At 70.9% G+C, this 21111-nt stretch carries 17 protein-coding genes; 5 read left to right on the top strand and 12 right to left on the bottom strand.

Annotated elements, in window-relative coordinates; genetic code table 11:
• The first annotated feature begins 699 nt into the window (after positions 1–699).
• On the top strand, positions 700–1377 hold the full coding sequence (locus ACGFIE_RS26440; protein ID WP_393299419.1) for a hypothetical protein: 678 nt from the start codon (positions 700–702) through the stop codon (positions 1375–1377).
• Between the two features lie 133 nt (positions 1378–1510).
• On the top strand, positions 1511–2611 hold the full coding sequence (locus ACGFIE_RS26435) for a hypothetical protein (RefSeq protein WP_393299416.1): 1101 nt from the start codon (positions 1511–1513) through the stop codon (positions 2609–2611).
• Between the two features lie 75 nt (positions 2612–2686).
• On the opposite strand, the gene ACGFIE_RS26430 is transcribed toward ACGFIE_RS26435, so the two are convergent.
• From ACGFIE_RS26430 to ACGFIE_RS26395, 8 genes are all read right to left on the bottom strand, one after another.
• Positions 2687–4078 (bottom strand): nitrate/nitrite transporter, encoded by a 1392-nt coding sequence (locus ACGFIE_RS26430; protein WP_393299413.1) that lies wholly within the window; start codon positions 4076–4078, stop codon positions 2687–2689.
• A gap of 53 nt (positions 4079–4131) precedes the next feature.
• Positions 4132–4461 (bottom strand): Rieske (2Fe-2S) protein, encoded by a 330-nt coding sequence (locus ACGFIE_RS26425; protein WP_393299410.1) that lies wholly within the window; start codon positions 4459–4461, stop codon positions 4132–4134.
• Positions 4461–6974, bottom strand: a complete 2514-nt coding sequence (nirB, locus tag ACGFIE_RS26420) for a nitrite reductase large subunit NirB (protein ID WP_393299407.1) — start codon at positions 6972–6974, stop codon at positions 4461–4463. The genes ACGFIE_RS26425 and nirB overlap by 1 nt, the downstream gene beginning before the upstream one ends.
• Positions 6974–7321: a molybdopterin oxidoreductase gene (locus ACGFIE_RS26415; protein ID WP_196924121.1), complete on the bottom strand. Its 348-nt coding sequence runs from the start codon at positions 7319–7321 to the stop codon at positions 6974–6976. Before ACGFIE_RS26415 ends, nirB begins: the two co-directional genes overlap by 1 nt.
• Positions 7322–7337: 16 nt before the next feature.
• On the bottom strand, positions 7338–9464 hold the full coding sequence (locus tag ACGFIE_RS26410) for a molybdopterin oxidoreductase family protein (protein WP_393299437.1): 2127 nt from the start codon (positions 9462–9464) through the stop codon (positions 7338–7340).
• 151 nt (positions 9465–9615) lie between these two features.
• On the bottom strand, positions 9616–9915 hold the full coding sequence (locus tag ACGFIE_RS26405) for a hypothetical protein (RefSeq protein ID WP_393299404.1): 300 nt from the start codon (positions 9913–9915) through the stop codon (positions 9616–9618).
• 34 nt (positions 9916–9949) lie between these two features.
• A complete protein-coding gene (locus ACGFIE_RS26400) occupies positions 9950–10636 on the bottom strand; it encodes a Type 1 glutamine amidotransferase-like domain-containing protein (RefSeq protein ID WP_393299401.1) in 687 nt (228 codons plus the stop codon).
• 105 nt (positions 10637–10741) lie between these two features.
• On the bottom strand, positions 10742–13840 hold the full coding sequence (locus ACGFIE_RS26395) for a hypothetical protein (protein WP_393299398.1): 3099 nt from the start codon (positions 13838–13840) through the stop codon (positions 10742–10744).
• A gap of 120 nt (positions 13841–13960) precedes the next feature.
• Here ACGFIE_RS26395 and ACGFIE_RS26390 point away from each other — a divergent pair, with 120 nt between their 5' ends.
• Positions 13961–14506 (top strand): GNAT family N-acetyltransferase, encoded by a 546-nt coding sequence (locus tag ACGFIE_RS26390; protein WP_393299395.1) that lies wholly within the window; start codon positions 13961–13963, stop codon positions 14504–14506.
• 112 nt (positions 14507–14618) lie between these two features.
• A complete protein-coding gene (locus ACGFIE_RS26385) occupies positions 14619–15458 on the top strand; it encodes an ABC transporter ATP-binding protein (RefSeq protein WP_393299393.1) in 840 nt (279 codons plus the stop codon).
• Between the two features lie 70 nt (positions 15459–15528).
• Here the strand turns inward: ACGFIE_RS26385 and ACGFIE_RS26380 are convergent, their stop codons facing one another.
• The 3 genes from ACGFIE_RS26380 to ACGFIE_RS26370 are packed head-to-tail and all read right to left on the bottom strand — an operon-like array spanning position 15529 to position 18487.
• Entirely contained in the window at positions 15529–16173 is a 645-nt protein-coding gene (locus ACGFIE_RS26380) for a response regulator (RefSeq protein WP_393299390.1), read from the bottom strand.
• Positions 16174–16224: 51 nt separating this feature from the next.
• Positions 16225–17346, bottom strand: a complete 1122-nt coding sequence (locus tag ACGFIE_RS26375; protein WP_393299387.1) for a sensor histidine kinase — start codon at positions 17344–17346, stop codon at positions 16225–16227.
• 1 nt (position 17347) lies between these two features.
• Positions 17348–18487: a hypothetical protein gene (locus tag ACGFIE_RS26370; protein ID WP_393299384.1), complete on the bottom strand. Its 1140-nt coding sequence runs from the start codon at positions 18485–18487 to the stop codon at positions 17348–17350.
• Between the two features lie 129 nt (positions 18488–18616).
• On the opposite strand from ACGFIE_RS26370, the gene ACGFIE_RS26365 reads away from it, so the two are divergent.
• On the top strand, positions 18617–19702 hold the full coding sequence (locus ACGFIE_RS26365) for a hypothetical protein (RefSeq protein WP_393299381.1): 1086 nt from the start codon (positions 18617–18619) through the stop codon (positions 19700–19702).
• Positions 19703–19773: 71 nt separating this feature from the next.
• Here ACGFIE_RS26365 and ACGFIE_RS26360 read toward each other — a convergent pair whose 3' ends face one another.
• Positions 19774–21027 (bottom strand): iron-containing alcohol dehydrogenase, encoded by a 1254-nt coding sequence (locus ACGFIE_RS26360; protein ID WP_393299378.1) that lies wholly within the window; start codon positions 21025–21027, stop codon positions 19774–19776.
• Between the last annotated feature and the right edge of the window lie 84 nt (positions 21028–21111).

Raw genomic sequence — 21111 nt, 5'->3', positions numbered from 1 at the left:
ACCGAGCCCGACGAGGCGCTGCGGTGACGCCGTCCGGCCGGCTCACCCGGCGTACGCTCCTGCGGGCCGCCGCGGCCGGCGCGGCGGCGACCGCCCCCCGGGGGGGCGGCGGCGGGGGGGGGGGGGGGGGGGGGGGGGGGGGGGGGGGGGGGGCGGGGGGGCCCCCCCCCCCCCCCCCCCCCGACGTTGTCCGATCGTCAGCGCTGCAGCGTCAGCGGACCCGGGCCGGTCTCGGCGGCCCGGGCGAGATTGGGCAGCAGTGCGACGACGGGGGTCGCAACTATCGCGGACGTTCCGGAAATAGCCAGGGTTCGGAATCGAGTGTGCCCGGTGAGACGGTTCCGGGAAATCATGCTGATCCTCCGGTGGGGGAGCCTTGTCGCCGTTCGAGGAAGCGCCGGGTGCCGGGCTAGCCGAGTGGTGAGTGGGCCTGACGGTCGCGTGCAGCGCCTCCAGAGGAAAGGATCTTGTTAACGTTCACACTGATCGATGGCCTTCAGGCTGGCAGAAATTTCCAGGATATTCAACCGGTAGTTTCGGGCCTGTTACGGATCAGCGCGGCGCGGTTCGCGCCTGTTCGGGGGCCTCGGCGTGCGGCGCTGCGAGCCGACGCCGAACTCCACACCAGCTCTGTCGACGGCTTGGACATCATGTCGGTACGCTGCACGCCAATGACGCCCGTGAATCCGAGGAGGCACGATGTCGCGCCGGACAGGCAAGCCTTCCTACCTGTCGACACGTCCCGACAGCCGCAGGCAGCGGATCACTCGTCTGGCCGCGGCGGGCGCGGGGCTCGTCGTGGCGGCGAGCCTGCTGGGCGGCGGCATCGGCTACGGCATCGGGCGGCCGGATGCCACCGAGACGAGCATTGCCGACCTGCGTCGAGCGGAAATCAAGCGGGACCTGGGGCAGATCGCCGACCTCACCGCGCTGGCCCGTCGGACCAGTGATCAGATCTCGCCCGTCCTCGCCGCCCTCGGGGCTGGCGGCACGACCGGGCCGGCGCCTGACCCGGCTCAGGCCCGACAGTGGCAACAGACCGTGCGCGCCGCCGCCGAACCATTCGCCAACCCGCCGTCAGGCACCACCGCCACGAACGTGGCCCGGGGTGGCCTGCGCAGCGCTGTGGATCAGGCTGCCGTGGCGGTGGACACGTACGCCCTGGTCGCGAACTCGCCGGCGGCCGATCGCAAGGCGCTGACGGACCTCGCGGCACGGCAGGCGACCCTCGCGGCCACCACCTGGTCGGTGGCCGCGACCCAACTCGACCAGGTCAACATCGACGCGGGGCACGGTCACCAACACGTCTATCTCGACACCGGCAAGGACAGCGGCGCCCTCACTCCCGACCAGGAAGCCGAGGGCACCGGAGGTTGAGCCGGTACGCCTCTGACCGCGCCGGGGCGTAGCCGCGGCAGCCCGGAGTCGAGAAACCCGAGCCGGGTGCGTCTCAGGCCACCCACCCCCCGAGGAGCCGCGAGAGCACTGCTGGGTTCGTTACCTTCGTGGCGTGACCGAATACGCCACTCTGCTGCACGCCTACGGCCTCGCCGTGGACACCCCTGACCACCTGGCGGCGCTCGCCGGCGACGACCCGGCTGCCCGCGCGAGGGCGCTCGAGCACCTGTGGTCGGCGATCATCCACCAGGGGACACCGTGGACCGCGACCCCGCCGGCAGCCCTTGAGGTGGCCGCGCTGCTCTCCGACCCGCGGGTGACCGATCCCGGCCTGCGTGCCGAATTGCTCAACTTCCTGGCCGCGGTGGCCGAGGCGGGTCGCATGACCGGCGAGGGCCTGTCCGAGCCGGACTTCGACGTGGATGCTGTTCTGGCAGAGGTGCTCCGCGACGGGGACGAGGAGGCGATCTGGGAGGACGAACGGCTGCCGGACGCCCTCTACCTCCGGGCCGTGCTCGGTTGCCAACAGATCGTGCCGGCATTGCTGGCCACGGCCACCGCGGCGTTGTCCGATCCGTCCCCACAGGTCCGAGCTGCGGCCGCGTACACGATCGGCGCCTGCGGTGGGGGTGATGCCTCTCGTTTGGAGCAGTTGGCGGAGGCGGCCGCGCCGGACGAACGAGCGGCCCTGGTCCTGGCCATCGGTGACCTCGGCATCGCGCCTCGCCGTCATCTCCAAGATCCTCATCCGGGGGTACGCGCCTGCGCAGCCCTCGCCCCCGCCCTGGCCGGCGACCCCGCCGCGACGGCCGAACTGCTCGCGGCCCTGGACGACCCCACCGCCGCGGACGACTGGTTCACCGATCAGCCGCCCCGGTTGCCCACGCGGATCCGGTTCTTCCTGCTGGCGGCCGCGATCGACCGGCTCTCCGCGCCCGACCCGCTGCTCCCAGCGGCCGTGCGGCTCGCCGGGGTTGCCACCGGGCACACCTGCGACCAGGACTGGGGCCTGCTGCTGCGGACCTTCTTCGCCGGGTACGCAGGCGGGCCTCTTACCGCGGTCCAGCGCGCATACCTGAGCGCGCTCACCGCCAATCCGGACCTGTGGGACCCCACCCACGGCAACGCCGCCCTGGCCTTCCGCGACGCCGGCCTGCCCTACGACCGCGAGGCATGCCGCGCCCTGGCCCAGCCTTCCCGTTGTGCCACCTGATCGTGCTGGTGCTCGTCGCCGCCCTGCCGGCGCTCGTCGCGAGCACAGACACCACCCGGGCCCGGCTGGCCGCTGTCAGACGCCCGCGAGTCTCCCGGGCGACGGGCGCAGGTACACGAACCAGGTGATGAGGAAGCAGATCGCGTAGAAGGCGATGAAGGCGATGTAGGCCGCGTCCGCAGTCTTGTAGGCCAGGAAAGACTGCCGGAAGGCGAGATTGACGAGGACTCCGCCGAACGCGCCGATGGCGCCGGCGACGCCGATGAGCGCGCCGGAGAGGCGTCGCGCCTCGTGCTCCGCCGCCCGGTCGTGCGGGTCGGCCGCACCGCCGACGGTCGGCCGCACACCGCACCTGGCCCGGAAGATCGCCGGGATCATCTTGTACGTCGAGCCGTTGCCGATGCCGCTGAACACGAACAGCGCGATGAAGCCGACCAGGTACAACGGCAGCGAACGTTGCTGGGAGGCGAGCAGGACGACCGACGCGCCGGCCGCCATCGCCACGAAGTTCACGAAGGTGACCCGGGCGCCGCCGAGCCGGTCGGCGAGGACACCGCCCACGGGACGGATGAGCGAGCCGAGCAGCGGTCCGAGGAACGTCAGGTACGCGGCCTTCACCGGGGTGTCGAAGGTGTCGGCGAACTGCACCTGGAGCACCTGGCCGAAGGCGAACCCGAAGCCGATGAACGATCCGAACGTGCCGATGTAGAGCAGGGACATGATCCAGGTGTGCGGTTCGCGGGTGACGTCGCGCATGGCCCGTTTCTCGTTGCGGGCATGGCTGAGGTTGTCCATGTACATCGCGGAACCGAGCGCGGCAAGCACGATCGCCGGCAGGTAGATGCCGGCGACGATGCCGGGGCTGGCCGTCCCCAGGACCGCCAGCACGAACAGGCCGACGAGCTGGACCGCCGCGACGCCGAGGTTGCCGCCGCCGGCGTTGATGCCGAGCGCCCAACCCTTGAGTCGGTCGGGGTAGTACGCGTTGATGTTCGCCATCGAGGAGGCGAAGTTCCCGCCGCCGACGCCCGCCAGCGCGGCGATGAGCACAAGCGTCGAGTACGAGACGCCGGGCCGGATCAGAAGGGCGCCGAGCAGGCTCGGGATCAGCAGCAGCGACGCGCTGATGATCGTCCAGTTGCGGCCGCCGAGCCGGGCCACGGCAAGGGTGTACGGGATCCGCAGCACCGACCCGACAAGTGCGGGCACGGCGGTGAGCAGGAACTTCCCTGCCGGATCGATGCCGTACTGCGGCCCGAGGAACAGCACCAGGACCGACCACATCGTCCAGATGGAGAAGCCGATGTGTTCGGAGTAGATGGAGAAGATCAGGTTGCGCCGCGCGATGCGGGATCCCCGGCGTTCCCAGAAGATGGGGTCCTCGGGCCGCCAGTCGTCGATCCAGTGGCCGCGAAGGGTCAGGCTGCGCCGGTCCTGCTCGATGCTGCCGGGCACGGCCGTGGTCATGGTTCCTCCCAGGTGAGTCCTCGGTCCGCTCGACACCGTGACTGATTCGCTCCTCACGCCGACGGCAGACCCACCACCAGGCTTCCGTCGGCGTCGGCACGGACCGGATACACGGTGAGTGGGGACTGTCCGGTGGTCGAACAGCCGGTCGCCAACTCGAAGGTGTTCTGGTGCAGGGGGCAGACGACGACAGTCATGTCCACCAGGCCGTCCGCGAGCGGCCCGCCGGCGTGCGGACAGACCGCCGACACCGCGCGCAGGCTGCCGTCGCGCAGCCGGAAGATCGCGATCATGTCGTCACCCACGGCGTACGCGCGCCCCTCCCCGAGGGGGATCTCGTCGACCGGCCCGAGCAGGTGTTCCACGGCGATGAGCCTGGCCATCACGCACCCCTCGCGGATGCCGGAGGGACGGGTACGGCTTCGCGGACCGGCACCTGAGGCAGGACCGCCAGCGGCAGGGAGGTGCGGAACTGCCCCGGGGTGACCGGGTCGCGCCGTTCCAGCCACGGATCCCGGTACGCGTCCACGGAGGCAGCCATGGCCGCGTCGAGCCGCGCCGCGATGCCGTCGCTGTCGTCGACGACCACCGCCCGGATGTGGCCGATGCCGAGCCGGGGCACCCACGCGTACGTGCGTTCCAACCAGTTCGCGCTCTCCCGGTAGTACTGCAGGAACCGGCCGGTGAGCGTGATGACCTCGTCGGGGGAGTCGACGACGGCGAGGAGGTCCCCCTTGCGTACGTGGGCGCCGGCGGCCCCGCCGACGTAGATCTCCCACCTGCCGCCGTCGATGGCGACCACACCGAGATCCTTCACATAGGCCTCGGCGCAGTTGCGGGGGCAGCCGGTGACCGCGAGCTTCATCTTGCCGGGGCCCTCGATGGCCTTGAACCGGTCCTCGATCGCGATGCCGAGAGCTGTGGAGTCGCCGACGCCGAAGCGGCAGAAGTCGGAGCCGACGCAGGTCTTGACGGTGCGGAAGCTCTTGCCGTACGCGTATCCGGACGGCATGTCGAGGTCCGCCCACACCCTCGGCAGGTCCTCCTTGCGGATGCCGAGCAGATCGATGCGCTGGCCGCCGGTGATCTTCACCAGTGGCACCGAGTACTTCTCGGCCACCTCGGCGATTCGCTTGAGCTGCGCCGGTGTGGTCACACCGCCCTTGATCTGGGGGACTACCGAGAAGGTGCCGTCTCGTTGGATGTTGGCGTGCACCCGGTCGTTGATGAAGCGGGCGTCGCGTTCGTCGACGTACTCGTCGCCCCACATCATCCGCAGCAGCGAGGCCAGGCCCATCTTGCTCTTCGCATCCTCCTCGCCGCCGGGCACGAGGGTGGCGAACACCGCGCTGACGGATTTCAGGCCGTGTTCGCGGATCGCCGCCATCAGCTCCGCCTTGGGCATCGGCACGCCGGGGACGTACCAGCTCGCGGCCGGATCGTCCTCGACCTCGCCGTCGGCGGCCCACTCGACGATCTGGGCGACCAGGCCCTTGCACGACCCGCAGCCCTTGCCGGCACGGGTGGCGTCCATGACCCCGGTGAGCGTCTTCACGCCGCCCTGCACGGTGCCGACAAGCGCCCGCTTGGTGACGCCGTTGCAGTTGCACACCTGCACGTCGTCGCCGAGCTCGGCACTCACCTCCGCCGACGGGGCGCCGAGGTCGAACAACATCTCGACCCGCTCCTTCGGCAGGGCGAGCCCACGGTCGAAGGCCTGCATGAGGAACGCGACCTTCCGCACGTCGCCGAGGAGGATCGCGCCGACGAGCCGGTCGTCGCGGATGACGAGGCTCTTGTAGACGCCCTTGCGCGGCTCGGCGAAGACGATCGTCTCGTCGTCGTCGCGTTCCGCCTCCTTCAGGCCCATCGAGGCGACGTCCACGCCCGCCACCTTGAGCTTCGTGGCCAGCCGAGAGCCGTGGTACGCAGCGTTCGGGTTCGTCCCGGTGATGTGGTCGGCGAGCACGCGCGCCTGTTCCCACAGCGGAGCCACCAGGCCGTACGTCTCGCCGCGGTGCTGGGCGCACTCGCCGACCGAGTAGATGTCGACCTCGTCCTGCACGCGCATCTGGTCGTCGACGACGATGCCCCGCTCCACCGGCAGCCCGCTGGTCGCGGCCATCTCGGCGTTCGCCCGGATGCCGGCGGCCACGACGACGACGTCGCAGGCCACGGTCCGACCGTCCTTGAGCTTGACCCCCGTCACGGCGTGCTTGCCGAGCACCTCGGTGGTGTGCGCGCCGAGGACGACCTCGATGCCGAGTCGCTCGATGCTGCGCCGCAGGATCGCGCCCGCCTGGGCGTCCAGCTGAGCGTTCATCAGATGGCCGGCGGCGTGCACCAGTGTCACGTGGGCCAGGTGGTTCTGCAGGCCGCGGGCGGCCTCCAGACCGAGCAGACCCCCGCCGATCACCACCGCGCGCTCGTGCTCGCGGGCGTACCGGATCATGTTGCGGGTGTCGTCGATGGTGCGAAACGCGAACACTCCCTGGTGGTAGCCACGCCCAGGGCGGTGGATGCCGGGAATCGGCGGAACGAACGCCCGGCTGCCGGTGGCGATGATCAGCTTGTCGTACGGCGTCTCGGTGCCGTCGTCCGCGTAGATCCGTCGCGCGAAGCGGTCGATGCGGGTGACCCGGGTGCCGACGTGCAGGGTGATGCCGTTCTCGGCGTACCACGACATGTCGTTGAGGAAGATGCCCGCCTCGTCGTCGACCCCGGAGAGCACGTTGGAGAGCAGGATGCGGTTGTAGTTGCCGTACGGCTCCTCGCCGAACATCGTGATGGCGAACTGGTCGCCTCCGCCGCGTTCGAGGATCTCCTCGACCGTGCGGGCGCCGGCCATCCCGTTGCCCACCACGACGAGGCGCCGGCGCTTGTCGACGGCGTCCATCAGACCTCGACCAACCCCAGGTCGACGATCACGGTGCCGGACACCCCGGCGGGCGCCGCCACGTGCACCTCGATACCGGTGCCGGAGTCGAGGTCCTCGACCACCCGCAGCGGGACGTGGACGTCGGACTTGGCGCCGATCGGGAAGTACCGCATCGGCTGGCCGTCGCGCATGAGCAGGACACAGATCAGCTCGTCGCTGGCATTGCCGCCCCGGAAGTAGACCGGCTGGGCGACGACGCCGCCCGGCACCACGTAGCTGAGCGTGCCGTCGACGAGGCCGGGCCGGTCGAGGCCCTTGCCCTCGAAGCTGTAGACGCCTTGCAAGAAACGGGGAGTGGTGTGCACAGCGACGCTCCCTTGCTCAAAGAGATGCTGGATTGGGCGGTTGGCTGGTCAACAGGTCGGTGTCGTCCGGGCCGCCCACGCGCGCGATCGACACGGCGCAGGATTTGAAGGCCGGCATCCGCGAATGGCGGTCCAGCGCGGGGTCGGTGAGCGCGTTCACGGAGGAGCTGCCGGCCCAGTGGAACGGAGCGAAGATGGTGTCGCGGCGGATGCCGCTGGTGAGGCGCGCCCGGAAGAGAGCCCGCCCGCGTCTGCTGCGCAGTTCCACCACGTCGTTGTCGGCGATGCCGTGCCGGCGGGCGAGGTCCGGGTGCAGCTCCGCCCGGGCGTCCGGCAGCGCCATGGTCAGGGCGCCGACTCGGCGGGTCTGGTTGCCGCTCTGGTACTGCTGCATGTTGCGGCCGGTGGTCAGCACGTACGGGTAGTCGGCGTCGGGCAGTTCCGCCGGATCGCGGTGCTCCACCCGGAAGAACCTCGCCCGCCCGTCGGCGGTCGGGAATCGGTCGGTGAACAGCCGGGGCGTACCGGGATGGTCCTCGCTCGGGCACGGCCAGAAGACCCCCTGCTCCGCCTCGATGCGCTCGTACGTGATGCCGGCGTAGTCGGCCGTCCCGCCGGCGCTGGCCCGGCGCAGCTCGTCGAAGACGCGGCGCGGATCGTCGTCGAAGTACTGGCCGCGCCCGAGCCGGCCGGCGAGGTCGGCGAGCATCCGCAGGTCGGTGCGGACCTGCGGCGGCGGCGACAGGGCCCGCTTACGGCGGATGACGCGCCCCTCCAGATTCGTCATCGTGCCGTCCTCCTCCGCCCACTGCGCCGTGGGCAGCACCACGTCGGCCACGGCTGCGGTCTCGGAGAGGAAGATGTCGGAGACGACAAGCAGGTCCAGTGCCCCCAGTCGGTCCATCACCCGGTTGGTGTGCGGGGCCGACACGGCGATGTTGCTGGCGAGCACGAGCAGCACGCGTACCCCGTCGTCGGTCCCGAGCCGGTCGAGCATCTCCCAGGCCGACCGGCCCGGCCGGGGCAGCTCGTCCGGGTCGATGCCCCAGACGGCCGCGACGTGCGCGCGCGCCGCGGGGTCGTCCAGGCGTCGGTAGCCGGGCAGTTGATCGGCTTTCTGTCCGTGCTCGCGGCCACCCTGCCCGTTGCCCTGCCCGGTGATCGTGCCGTAGCCGGAGAAGGGCCGTCCGGGAAGGCCCAGGGCGAGGGCGAGATTGAGGTACGCCTGCGCGGTGTCCGTGCCGTTGCTGTGCTGCTCGGCGCCGCGAGCGGTGAGCACCATCGCGGACGTCGCGGTCGCCAGCAGCCGTACCGTCTCCCGCAGGTCCCGCTCCGGTACGCCGGTCATCCGCTCCACCCGGTCCGGCCAGTACGCCGCGACGGTGGCCCGGACCGCTTCGAACCCGCTCGTACGGTCGCGCACGTACGTCTCGTCGACCAGGCCCTCGCGGATCGCGACGTGCAGCATTCCGTTCGCCAGGGCGAGGTCCGTGCCCGGGAGCGGTTGCAGGTGGAGGTGAGCACCCCCGGCGGTGGTCGTCCGGCGGGGGTCGACGACGACGTGCCGCGCGCCGGCGGCCCGACCGGCGTCGAAGTACTGCATGGACGGCGGCAGCGCGTCCGCCGGATTCGCGCCGACCAGCAGCACGGCCTGCGCCTGGGCGATGTCGGCCAGGGGGAACGGCAGGCCCCGGTCGATCCCGAGGGTGCGGTTGGAGGCGGTCGCCGCGGACGACATGCAGAACCGGCCGTTGTAGTCGATCGACGCCGACCGCAGCGCCACCCGGACGAACTTGCCCAGCGCGTACGCCTTCTCGTTTGTCAGCCCGCCGCCACCGAAGGCCCCGACGCTGTCGGGGCCGTACCGGTGTTGGCTGGTACGGATGGCGTCGACGATGCGGTCGAGGGCCTCGTCCCAGCTCGCCGGTCGCAACGGGCTGGTGCGGTCGGCGGGATCCTTGCGGACGAGCGGGCTCAGCAGCCGGTCCCTGTGGTCGAGAAGGTCGGCAGCCGTCCAGCCCTTGGCGCACAGACCGCCCCTGTTGACCGGGAATTCGGTGGGCGCCAGCCGAGGCGGCCCGTCGCCGGTCGTCAGGGAGATCCCGCACTGCATGGCGCAGTAGGGGCAGTGCGTATCGATCATGGGCGATGCGCTCACCCGTCCGATGCTTGCCGGGCACTGTTTCCGATCCATACCGGGGTCGTAACGCTCTGCGACCCTCGGGCCGCCGGGAAATCGCCCGCGACATCGAGAGAGAAGGGCCAGCCCCCGACCCGGCCGTCCGGTGCGACGTTCAGTTCTCGGGCAGCCGCAGCCGCGCGATGCGGCGATCGCCGTCCAGGGCGCGCATCGCCCGGGCCAGCGTCGCGGTGTGCAGTTCGTCCTCGCCGCGTTCGAGCATGGTCTCCGCGGCCACGCCGATCGCCCTGGCCTCCGCCGCCAGCGCCTGCGCGGCGAGGACGCAACTCCGTGCGTCGAAGTGACCGCTGTCCCGAGCCGGGTTGAGCCGGGCCACCAGGTCGATGATGCGCAGGTAGCGGTCCACGAGTTCCTGCTCGGCGCGGGTCAGCGCGGGGAGCTCTCGTTCCGTCATCGCGTTCCTTCCGGGGGGCACGAACATCGTTCGGTCAGGGGTTGAGCAGTCTCCAGTCGCCTTCCGAGATGACCTCGACCGTGCCATCGACCACCTTGATGGCGGTGTTGTCGTCGATGGCGTAGGTCGGGACCGGGATCGTGGACGCCCACTTCTGGATGTGGGACAGCTCGGTGTCCTCCATGTCCGGATGATTCAGGTGGGGGTACAGCGTGAAGTCCACCAGCCCCAGCGCCCGGTCGGCGTCCTGCGTCATGTCGCTGCCGTCGGGGACGAATTCGAGGTCGAAATCGGCGTCGCAGTTGTACGGGGTGACGGCGATGCTCCCGGCGCTGACCCCCACGTAAACCGTGTCGGTCAGCGACGGCAGAAGGTCCGCCAGGCCCGACTGGCGCAGCCAGTAGGTCAGGTACAACACGTCTCCGCCCCAGACGAGGATCGCATCGGCCTCGCGGACCGCCGGGACCCAGTTCTCCTTCCGAATGGTCGGCAGCGCGGTGAGCTCCAACATCCCCAGGGATTTCCAACCGAGCTGGGACAGCGGAATCTGCGCGTGGCCGTGGATCGCCTTCCACGCCCTCGCGCCTCCGCCGGGGAAGGGGTAGACCCCGGTGGGGACGAACAGGGCGGTGGCCTCGGCGATCGGCTTGCCCAGCAGGTCGACGAGCGCGTCGGAGATGCTCGGGTTGCAGATGCCCCCCGACGTGAGAAGGAACTTCATGGAATCCGCCCTCCCGAAGCCATCGCCCTACCTTGCCAGTTGACCGCTGCTCGCGGTACTCGTGAACGTCAGGGGGCCCACGCCGGCGGAGGTCGGGGCGGGCGGTCAGGCGGATCGCCGGTGGCGGCCGAGTGGTAGGAGCAGGCCGGCGGCGGCCAGGGCGACTCCGGCGGCGGCGGCGTACGCGGGGAGTTGGGCGGGAATGCCGAGGTAGACGGTGATGCCGAGGATGCGGGACAGACCCCAGGGCAGCAGCGCGAGCTGGTCGTTCCACACCGTCAGCGCGCGTTCCAGGCCCACCACCGAGACCAGGGCGGACAGCACGCCGAGGGGCACACCCGCGGCGGTGAGGGTCAGCCCGACGGCGCTTCGACGGCGCAGGCCGTACCGGTCCCGCAGGACCACGGCGACGACCACGAACAACCAACAGAACGCCGCGAACGCGACGGTGACGTACACCGCGCGCACACTCGGCGCGGTCCAGAAGGCGAACCAGTAACCGCCCGGTCCGCGCCCGGCGAGCGCCGCCAGCAGCAGCACGCTGCGCAGCAGCGCGACGCCGCCGACCACCGCCCACAGGTGGAACGGATCCCGGCGGCCGACGACGAGGCGTACGACGAGGGCGAACAGCGCCCACCCACCGAGGGTGACCAGCAGGTGCGCCGGCGCGGCGAACCAGGTCAACACGAGCCGGCTCGCCACCAGCACCACGGCCGGGACCAGCCACACCAACACCCGGTCCGCCCGCCTCGTGGGCGTCGGCAGCGCGACGACCCGCCACGGCCGGAGCGCGCCGAGCAGCAACCCGCGCGCGGCGCTCGCGCCGAACCCGCGCCCGTACCGGCCGAGCAGCGCCATCAGCAGGATCGACCCGAGCATCACCCGGGCCGCCCAGGCCATCGCGGGGTCCTGGTCGGCACGCCGCGCCCCGAGATCGGCGGCGGTGAAGTTGTACGCGGGCAGGTCCAGGTCGGCGCCGTAGCGCTGCCGGTGCGCGTCGCGCGCGTCGTGGTAAGCCGCCGCGGCCAGCCGCCAGTCGCGGCGGGCGGCCGGGTCGCCCGTGTCCAGCCACTGCGCGTGCCGCAACACCATGGTTCGGTACGCGCCAAGCGTCTCGAACAGGTCGACCTGGTAGTCGAGAGTCGCGGTGAAGCGCCCGCGCAGTTCGGCGTCCCGCCAGGTCGCCGGTGCGGTCGCGGCGATCAGGTCGCGCATGCGCCGGGCCAGCACGACGGCCTGCGTGCCCTCCCCGATGGCCTCGTCGACGCGGCCGCCGGTCACCGCGTAGATGCTGTCCAGCGCGGCGGAGTCGCCGGTCGGGATGTCCCACTCGAAGATCCACATCATGGGTGGCGGTTCCAGTCCGAGCGCCCGCACCGACCGGTTGGCGTACGGACCGATGTAGAGGCCCTTGGTGATCGCCTGCCGGGACAGCGCCATGGCCTGCCCGATCGCGGCGACGGTGGTCGGGTCGCCGGAGAACGTGCGGTACGCCCAGTCCGCCGTGACCTGTGCCGGGTCGGCGGTCGGGTCCCAGGCCAGGCGGCCGACGGCGTACGTGTTGAGGTCGTAGAGCTGCCAGAACCCGGCGCGCAGGTACAGCGACATGGGCCCGGCGCGCAGCGGACCGCCGTCCTGGGTCCAGTTCCAGACACCCTCGACGTTCGGGTTGGCGGCAAGGAACGCGCGCAGCGCCTCGCGGTGCAGCGGGCCGAGGTCGTTGGGCAGCGAGCCGAACCCTTCGAACTCGCGTCGCGCCTGGAACTCCACGATGCGGCGGTGCCCGCCGCCCAGCAGGGTGGTGTTCAGCGGCAGATGGCTGTAGAAATCGCCCAGGGTGTACTTGGTGGACACGATCAGGTGCGGGTCGTCGAGCCCGCCGAGGACCTTCGCGTACGACACCGGGTTGGTGTGCAGGTCGCCGACGGCGCCGACGCCCACCGTCCACGTACGGAAGATGATCTCCTTCCCGGCGGGGCCCGCGGTGTCCAGCAGCGCCCGCAGCATCGCGCGCACCGACGTTTCCGTGGTGACCGCGAGCCGTGACGAGTAGTCCCAGCCGGTTCCGGCGTACACCTCGCCGCCCTCACCGACGCGGACCATCAGGCCGTCGACGAACGGCATGCTCTCGAACAGCTCGGCCAGACCGGCCTGGTAGACCGCCCACAGCCGAGGGTCCTCCGCGTCGAGGCCCCCGACGGTCCGCGTCAGGTACGCCTCCAGCGGAGGCGACACCGCGAGCATGTCGGTCAGCAGGAAGACCCGCACGCCCATGTCCTCGGCGTACCGGAAGACGGGACCGAACGCCGCGACCATCGCCCGTGCGCGGTCGACGTGCGGGTCCCCGGGCGGGTAGACCGCGCGCCCGTCGCCGACCTTCGCGAACGTGACGTACTCCAGGAAGCCGGGCACGACGACTCCGTTGTATCCCTGCGCCACCGAGTGGTCGACGAACTGCCGAAACTGCGCGTCGATGCGGGCCACCGCGCCGGCGTCCACCCACGGCGCGCGAGGCAGCACCGCCGACCCGACCACGTCGGTGTTCAGGCCGTAGTCGTCGCCGGGGGCGAAGACGGCCGGGTCGGGCTCGCGCCCCACCGAACCCGCGTCGGTCAGCCGCAGGCCGAGCCGGGGGATGACCACCCGACCCGCGTCCGCCGCGGGGAGCGCCTCGGCGCCGGAGCGGATCCGGTCGGCCAGCCGGTACATCCCGGCTGCCACGCCCGCGACGTCACCGCCCTGGACGGCCAGTTCGGTGCCGCGCACGTCGAGCCGGTACGACTCGGGCGTACCGCCGAGGGTGGCCAGCACGCCCGCCCGCAGCGTGCTCACCGCCGACAGGTCCGGGGCGGCGACGCGCGCCGTGCCGGGCGCCGGCACGGCCGTCGCGGACCTGGACGGGCTCGACGCGGCCGGGGCGAGCACCGGCCGGGGCAGGCCGCGGAAGACGACCGCGTCGGCGACGGCCGCTGCGGCCTTCCGGAGGCGCGGCTCGTCCGGCACGACGAGGGACGCCAACGGCGGGACCGGCGCGGGCGCGAGCGCCGGCGCGGCGGCGGCGTCCTCGTGCGGCACGGCGGCGGGGGAGTGGCTCAGCCCCAGCGTGTCGCCGACAGCCCAGGCCGTGGCCGCGCCGAGCGCCAAGAGGACCGCCGCGGCGACGAGCAGCGGGTACGGCCGGCGGACCGGGGCAACGTGAGCCACGCTCGCATCGTAGTGGCCGCACCCGCCGTCGTCCTCGATGAGCAACGGGTCGCACTGAACGCTTCGAGGTCAGACGCACTGACCATCGCCCCGTGGGCTCCGAGATGCTACGAAGGGGACATGGCTGACGCGACGATCTCCCCTGACGCCACGTCCCTGGAGACGTCGCGGCTGCTGTTGCGCCGCTGGCGAAGCGATGATCTGGACGGGTTCGCCGCGGTCAACGCACAGCCCGAGGTGATGCGCTATATCCATGACGGCCGCACCCTCGACCGGGCCGCGACCGCGAAGCGCCTGGCCACCTATCAGCGGCACTGGGACGAGCACGGCTTCGGCCTGTACGCGGTGGTGATCAGGGAGACCGGCGAGCTGGCCGGTTTCACCGGACTGGCCGTGCCGACCTTCCTGCCCGAGATCATGCCGGCCGTGGAGATCGGCTGGCGGCTCGGCCGGGCGTACTGGGGCCGGGGGCTGGCAACCGAGGCGGCCCAGGCCGTTGTCGCCCACGCTCGTGCCCGGTTGGCCCTGCGGCGGCTGGTCAGCATCCACATCGTCGGGAACGAGGCGTCCGCACGGGTGATGGTCAAGCTGGGCATGTCGCTGGAGCGCGAAACGGTGCAGCCGGACACCGGCCGTCAGGTCCGGGTCTACGCGATGGACCTGTAGAACAACCTCCCGAGAGGCAGGCGTCGGCGCGGTGGCGGTGGTCCTGGTCACTGACCTGCGTGCCGGTCTGTGGCAGCGTGCGGGGCGACCGTCGCCGTACCGAGAGAAGGCCATGCTTCCCAGGATCGCCGAGACGCAACCGCCGCCGCCCGTCGTCGAACTGCGCGACGTCACGTTCCGGCGGGACGGCAAGCAGATCCTGCACGGCATCGACCTCACCGTGCGCGAAGGGGAGCACTGGGCGCTCCTCGGCCCGAACGGCGCGGGCAAGAGCACACTGCTGGGATTCTGCGGCGCGCTGACCCATCCGACCTCGGGAACCGTGCGGATCCTCGGTCAGCAACTCGGCCGCGTCGACCTGCAACAGCTGCGCAGGGCGATCGGTCACGTGAATCCCCGCCATCCGCTGCGATCGCCCCTGACCATCCGTGAGGTCGTGCTGACCGGGCTCGTCGGATCGATCGACCTGCCGCCGCGCTGGCAGCCGACCCGGGACGACCGTCATCGGGCGGACTCCCTGCTGGGCATGTTCGGGCTGGTCGACAGGGCCGACGAACGCTGGCCCACCCTCTCGCAGGGCGAGCGGGGTCGCGCCCTGATCGTCCGGGCGCTCCTCAGCCAGCCGCGACTACTGCTGCTGGACGAGCCCTCGACCGGTCTCGACGTCGCGGCCCGGGAACAGCTGCTCGAGACCATCGATCTCCTCCGCGAGACTCACCCCCGCCTCGCTTCGATCATGGTCACCCACCACCTCGAGGAACTTCCGGCGACGACCACCCACGCGATGCTGATCAGCGGCGGCAGCGCCGTCGCCGCCGGTCCGGCCGATCAGACGGTCACGACCGCCCAGGTGTCGGCGGCCTTCGCGCACCCCATCGAGGTACGTCACGAGGACGGGCGCTGGGCGGCCCGCGCCGGGTCCGTCCGCCGGTTGGCGGCCGCTACCGGCTGACACCCTTCCGGTACGCCTGTGACAGGCCGGGGACCGAGGTGCCCGTCGGACGGTGGCCGGGCCGGGGCGGTCAGAGACGTGACACCAGGCCTGATTCCCATGCCCACGCGGCTATCCGGACGCGGGTGACGTTACCGAGCTTCATGGAGATGTGGCTGACGTGGGTCTTGATGGTGCCCGGAGCGATGTGGAGTGTCGCGCCGATCTCGTCGTTGCTCAGTCCGCGTGCCAGGAGCTTGGCGACGTCACGCTCCCGTGGGGTCAACGGCGGATCGGGCTGGAGTGGTTCCCGGCCGGGTCTGAGCCTTTCCAGTAGGCGGACGGTGACTTCCGGGCTGATCAGGGCGCTGCCGGCGAGCGCGGCTCGGACGGCCTCGACGAGCAGTCCAGGTGCCGAGGTTTTCAGCAGGAAGCCGCTCGCGCCGTCGCGCAACGCCCGGGTGATGTACTCGTCCTCGTTGAAGGTGGTCACGACGATCACCTTGGTCGCCAATTCGGATGTGGTGGCTATGCGGCGGACGAGCTCGAGGCCGTCGATTCCGGGCATCCTGATGTCCGCCAGCAGTACCGCAGGGTGTAGGCGGCGGACCAGGTCCCAGGCGGCGTTGCCGTTGCTGGCCTCACCCACGATCGTGAGGTCGGGCTGCGCCGACAGCACCATGCGGAAACCGTGGCGGACCATGTCGTGGTCGTCGGCGATCACGACTGTGGTCATGGCGCCGCCTGCCGGCCAACCAGCCGTAGGTGTGTGAGCGCCGGCATCGACTCAGTCTATGGGCAGCGTGACATGCACCTGCCACGATCCGTTCTCGGCGCCGACGCGCATGGCGCCGTCGAGTGCCTCCACACGGGCTCGAAGTGAGGCCAGACCAGCGCCGGTGCCCGTGGCACGCGCTGGCGTCGCGCGGCTCGACAGCTCGTTGGCGACGACGATGTCGAGCCGTCCGTCCCGCTGGGTCGCCCACACCCGCACCGGAACGGTGGCGGACGCGTGTCGAGCCACGTTCGTGAGCGCCTCGGAGATCACGCGGTACGCGGTGGCCTGGATCGCGGCGGAGATGTCGTCGCGTTCCGGCAACGCCAGGTTGAGTTCGGTGGGGAGTGGGTGCGCGTCGACGAGGTCCGGGACGTCGGCGAGGCCGTACTGCGGTGCTGTCCGCTCGTCATCGTCCCGCATGAGCCGGATGCTGCGGTCGAGGCGTCGCAGGGCTCGGGTTGCGGCCTGCTCAACCTGTTCCATGAGTGCTCCCGGGTCGCTTCCGCCGACGATCCGCGCCGACTGCGCCGCGACCGCGATGCCGGCGATGTCATGCGCGACGTAGTCGTGGAGGTCTGCGGCGACCGTGCGGCGTTGCTCCGATCGGGCCTGCTCCACGGCGGCCACCCGGAACTCGTCGAGCCCGCGAAGGTAGTGACCGAGCAGTGTGCCGGCCAGCACCGTGACGGCACCCAGAGCGCTCAGGAACAGCTGTTCTCCGACGGCGGCATCGGGTAGCAGCCGAAAGCCGACCGCGGCGCCAGGCACCAGCAGGAGCCATCCGAGCAGCCGAGCGGGCCCGTCGGCATTGCGAGTCAGCGCGACACCGAGGGCGGTCAGTGCGCCGACTTCGATAGTGGTCCACAGCAGCAGCTTGCTGGAGTCGTTGCCTTCGTCGACGAAGTTGTATCCAAGGGACTGCCAGGCCCAGATGCTCCCGCACACCGACACGATGGCCGCGGTGGCGCCGAGCGGCGCACGGGCCGGTCGGGGTGCCGAGATCGCCACGGTTGCGGCGAGCACCGAGACCCAGGCGGTCAACCGCAGCACGGCTGGCTGGCCGTACCAGGGCGCCAGGACTGTCACGATTCCTGCGGCCACCCAGGCGAGCCGTCCCATGTGGGTCAGCATCTCACGGTGAGACCACGTCGACCGTTACACCGGGCTCCACGGCGAACGTGCCGGCGGGCACACCGCTGAGCTGGTGGTCGAAGAAGCTGACGAGCACGTGGCGGACGGTGCGGTATGCCAACGGCTGCACCGCGCCGATGTCCCGCCGTACGACCGGTTCGGTACGTGGGTAGCGCTCGGCGATCTGTGCCAGGACCACGCCGTCGTCGGTGAGCGACAGTGGGAACGCGCCCGGAATGGTCACGGTAGCTCGCCAACCGCCGTGCGTGGGGTCGCCGTGATTGTCGACGGGGGAGCCGCCGACGATCAGCAGTGGTACCCCACCGGTGTCGGTGACCCCGACGGTGCCGGTCGTGTCCGCGATGCCGGACACACCCGGCAGGTGGGCGAGGCGTGCTCGTTGGTCGACGTCCGATCCCGTCCAGCCGAAGAGTCCGAGCCGCCGAAGGTCCAGCACACCGCTCAACTGCGGGTCCAGACCGGAGAGTTCCTTGGTGACGTAGGCGATGTCGGCAACCCTGGTCGCGTCGGCTTCGAGACGCTGGACGGTTACGGCGGCGTCGGTCGGCTCGATCACCCGTCGGGTGGGATAGAGATCGACGACCGGAGCGTCGAACGGGTGGTCAACGCTGATGACCACGTAGCCATGGCTCGCCAGCTCCTCGGCGACACCTGTGTACGCCGTGCGCATCATCCCCGGCGGAGGCGAGCCGACCAGGACCGGAAACGAGCCGCTGGCAGGCGGCGCCCACTCGTGCGAGTGGGTGCGGAACATCCAGTTGACCTCGTCCGTCACCAGTCCCAGACGCTGCTCTTCGCCGGGCGCCCAGGCGAGGAAGCCGAATTCAGTCGTGGCGGGTGCAAGGGCGTAGTGCGCCAGCGGCCTGGGCCCGGCGTCGGCCGGGTAGTGCACGTCGACCATCAACGTCCGGTCGCTGTCCGGGCGCCACGGGTCGCGGCGGTCGTGGTCCACCAGCCGAATCCGTCGTACACCCACGTCGTGTGATCCGCTCGGCGGGGGAAGGGCCGGACTGAAGGTGTCCCGCCAGCCGTCGGTGTTGCCGTGCCGGGGTAGCACCACCATGGCGACTCCGGCGAGGAGGAGTGCCACAAGCGCGGATGTCAGCTGTCGCCTTCGCATGGGTCGATCCTGCACGGATGCCAGGGGACCGCGCCTCGCCCGGCAGGCAGAGACGGACCCGCTCGACGATGCCGGTCCACCCCGCCAGGGAGACGTCGGCCCCTGCCCTGGTGTCCGACACTCACCGCCATGACAGTTTCGACAGCATCGATGGCGACGCACGGCAGGTGGCGGTCCTGGCGGCGGTGGGCGCCGGCCGCAGCGAGCGGATGGGCCTGGTTCTTGATCGTGATGGGCGTCTTCTGGTCTCTCGGCGGCGCCGGCTACCCGTTCGGGCGCAACGACCGCACCGGCCCGGACTACTCGTCGCTGCTGGCTGGCCTGGAGCGCGACGCGGGCGGACCGGTGATCACCGTGTTCGGCGTGGTGGCCCTTGCCGTGGCCTGGCAGCTCGACGTACGTGCTCGCCACCCACGTCGGCGTACGCCCCTGATCGTCGGCGGAGTCAGTGTCGCGGCGGTGATCGTGTGCGTCGTGCTGGACGGACGGATGATCGTGCTGTTGCCGCCACTGGGCATTCTCCCGATCGGTTGGCTGAGGGCGGACTGGCCGACGCTGTTTCAGGTCGCCATGGCGGCCGGCGCGGCCCTGTTTCTCCTGGCGAGCATCGACTACGCCGACGGCACCAGGGAACACGACCCGCAGGATCTGCGCCGCCGCCGCGCCTCCGCCTGGATCCGTACCGGCAGGATCGCCACCTACGTCGCGATGGCGTGCCCGCTGCCCTACGCGCTGATCCGACTGGCGTGGTCACGAGGTTGGGCCGTCGGAGCACCTGAGCCGTTCGTCGCCTCCCTGCTCCGCAACCAGCCGGAGAACGTGTACATCGAGCCGACCCTCGCGTCGTTCGCGATAGGTGGCGTCGTCCTCACCTCTGGGCTGCTGTCCCGGTGGGGAAGGTTGTTCCCACGCTGGATCCCCGGACTGCGTGGCAAGGTCGTACCGATGTGGTTCCCCCTGCTGCTCGGCGGGTCGGCCGTCGTCGGCATCTTCGCGTTCGGCCGCGGACTACTGCTGGGACAGTTGGGCGTGCAACTGCCCGGCCAACTCGACACATTCCAGTTGTGGGGAGAACCGGTCTACGACCGGGCGTACTGGGGTGCGGGCGGGCTCGGCTGGTGCCTCTTTCCACTGTGGTCGGTCTCATTGGCGGTCGCACTCGCCGGCTACTACTACCGCTACGCCTCGTCCGACCAGGAGTTGGCGCGGCAATAGTCGATCATGTCGGGAAAGTGATGATCACTCGTCCCGGCGGGCGACACCACAGTGAATCGCACAACCGGTCGTCATGGGGACGGCCTGTCGCTGTCGCTGCTCGGCGTCAGGACGTGTCGTGTCCGGTCCCCGGTCCAGGCCGCTTCGAGGATCGCGGTGAGACTGGCGGTGTCGGTCGGGCCGGGATGGTTCTGGATCAGGCGGGTGACGCCACCGGCCATCTCCGCGAAGCGTGGGAGGTCGGCGCGTGCCACGCCGATGTCCGCCAGGGTTCGCGGGATGCCGATGTCGGCGAGGAGCCAATCGAGCCAGGTGAGGAACGTGTCGGCGGCCTCGGCCTCCGAGGCGTCGGTGACGTCGAGCCCGCACACCCCGGCGAGGATCGCCAACCGGTCGCCGATGGCATCCCTGGCCGCGTCCAGCGCGTAGGGCAGTAGTAGTCCGACACCCAGGCCGTGCGGCGTGTGCGTGGCCGCGCCGATGGGGTACTGGAGAGCGTGCGGGGCCGCGTTGCCCGCGTGGGAGAAGGCGAGCCCGGCGAGCATGGACCCGTAGGACATGTCGGCGCGCGCCTCCGTGTCGCCTCCGTCGTGGACAGCACGACGCAGGCTACGGGCGATCCGCTCCGCGGCCAGGAGCGCGTAGTGGTCGGTGATCGAGTTGCGGCCGAGGAACACCTGCTCCACCGGGTCACGCGGTCCGTGGGCGCGGGGTCGCGCGGTGTAGCTCTCCACCGCGTGACAGAGCGCGTCGATGCCGGAGTGGGCGGTGACGCTCGCCGGGCAGGTGTAGGTGAGTTCGGGGTCGACGATGGCGAAGTCGGGCACGATGTGGACGCTGGACACCCCGACCTTCAGCTCGCGGTCCGGGTCGGTCAACACCGAGACGGGGGTGAGCTCGGAGCCGGTGCCCGATGTCGTCGGGACCGCGACCAGAGGAATCGTCGGCCCCGGCACCTTCGACTCGCCGTAGAAGTCGCGCGGCGTCCCACCGTGGCGGCGGATGACTCCGACGATTTTGGCGAGGTCGATCACCGTGCCGCCCCCGATGGCGAGGATCACGTCGGCGTCCACCCTGGCGGCGGCCGAGACGGCCAGGGCGACGTCGGCGAGTGGCACGTCGGAGGTCGCGTCGGAGAACACCTCGACGGCGTCGACCTTCTTCCGCACGGCGGCCACGATCTCGGCCACGCCAGGCTGCCCCAGAAGGACCTGGTCGGTCACGATGAGGACCCGCGAGCCGCTCTCGGCCACCACTCGCGGGATGTTCTGCGCGACCCCTTCACCCACTATCAGCTGGCGTGGTCCGCGGACGGTCTCAAGCATGTCGGTGCCTCTCCGGAACGTCGGCGGCGATGTGCTGGGCGGACGTCCAGGTCACCTGCGCGACCGGGACGGCATCGGCAGGGT

Origin of the sequence: Micromonospora sp. NPDC049275 (assembly GCF_043197115.1) — a bacterium.
Lineage (GTDB): Bacteria > Actinomycetota > Actinomycetes > Mycobacteriales > Micromonosporaceae > Micromonospora.
Note: the sequence above shows the minus strand (reverse complement) of the source record. Positions and strands in the feature narration are given on the sequence as shown.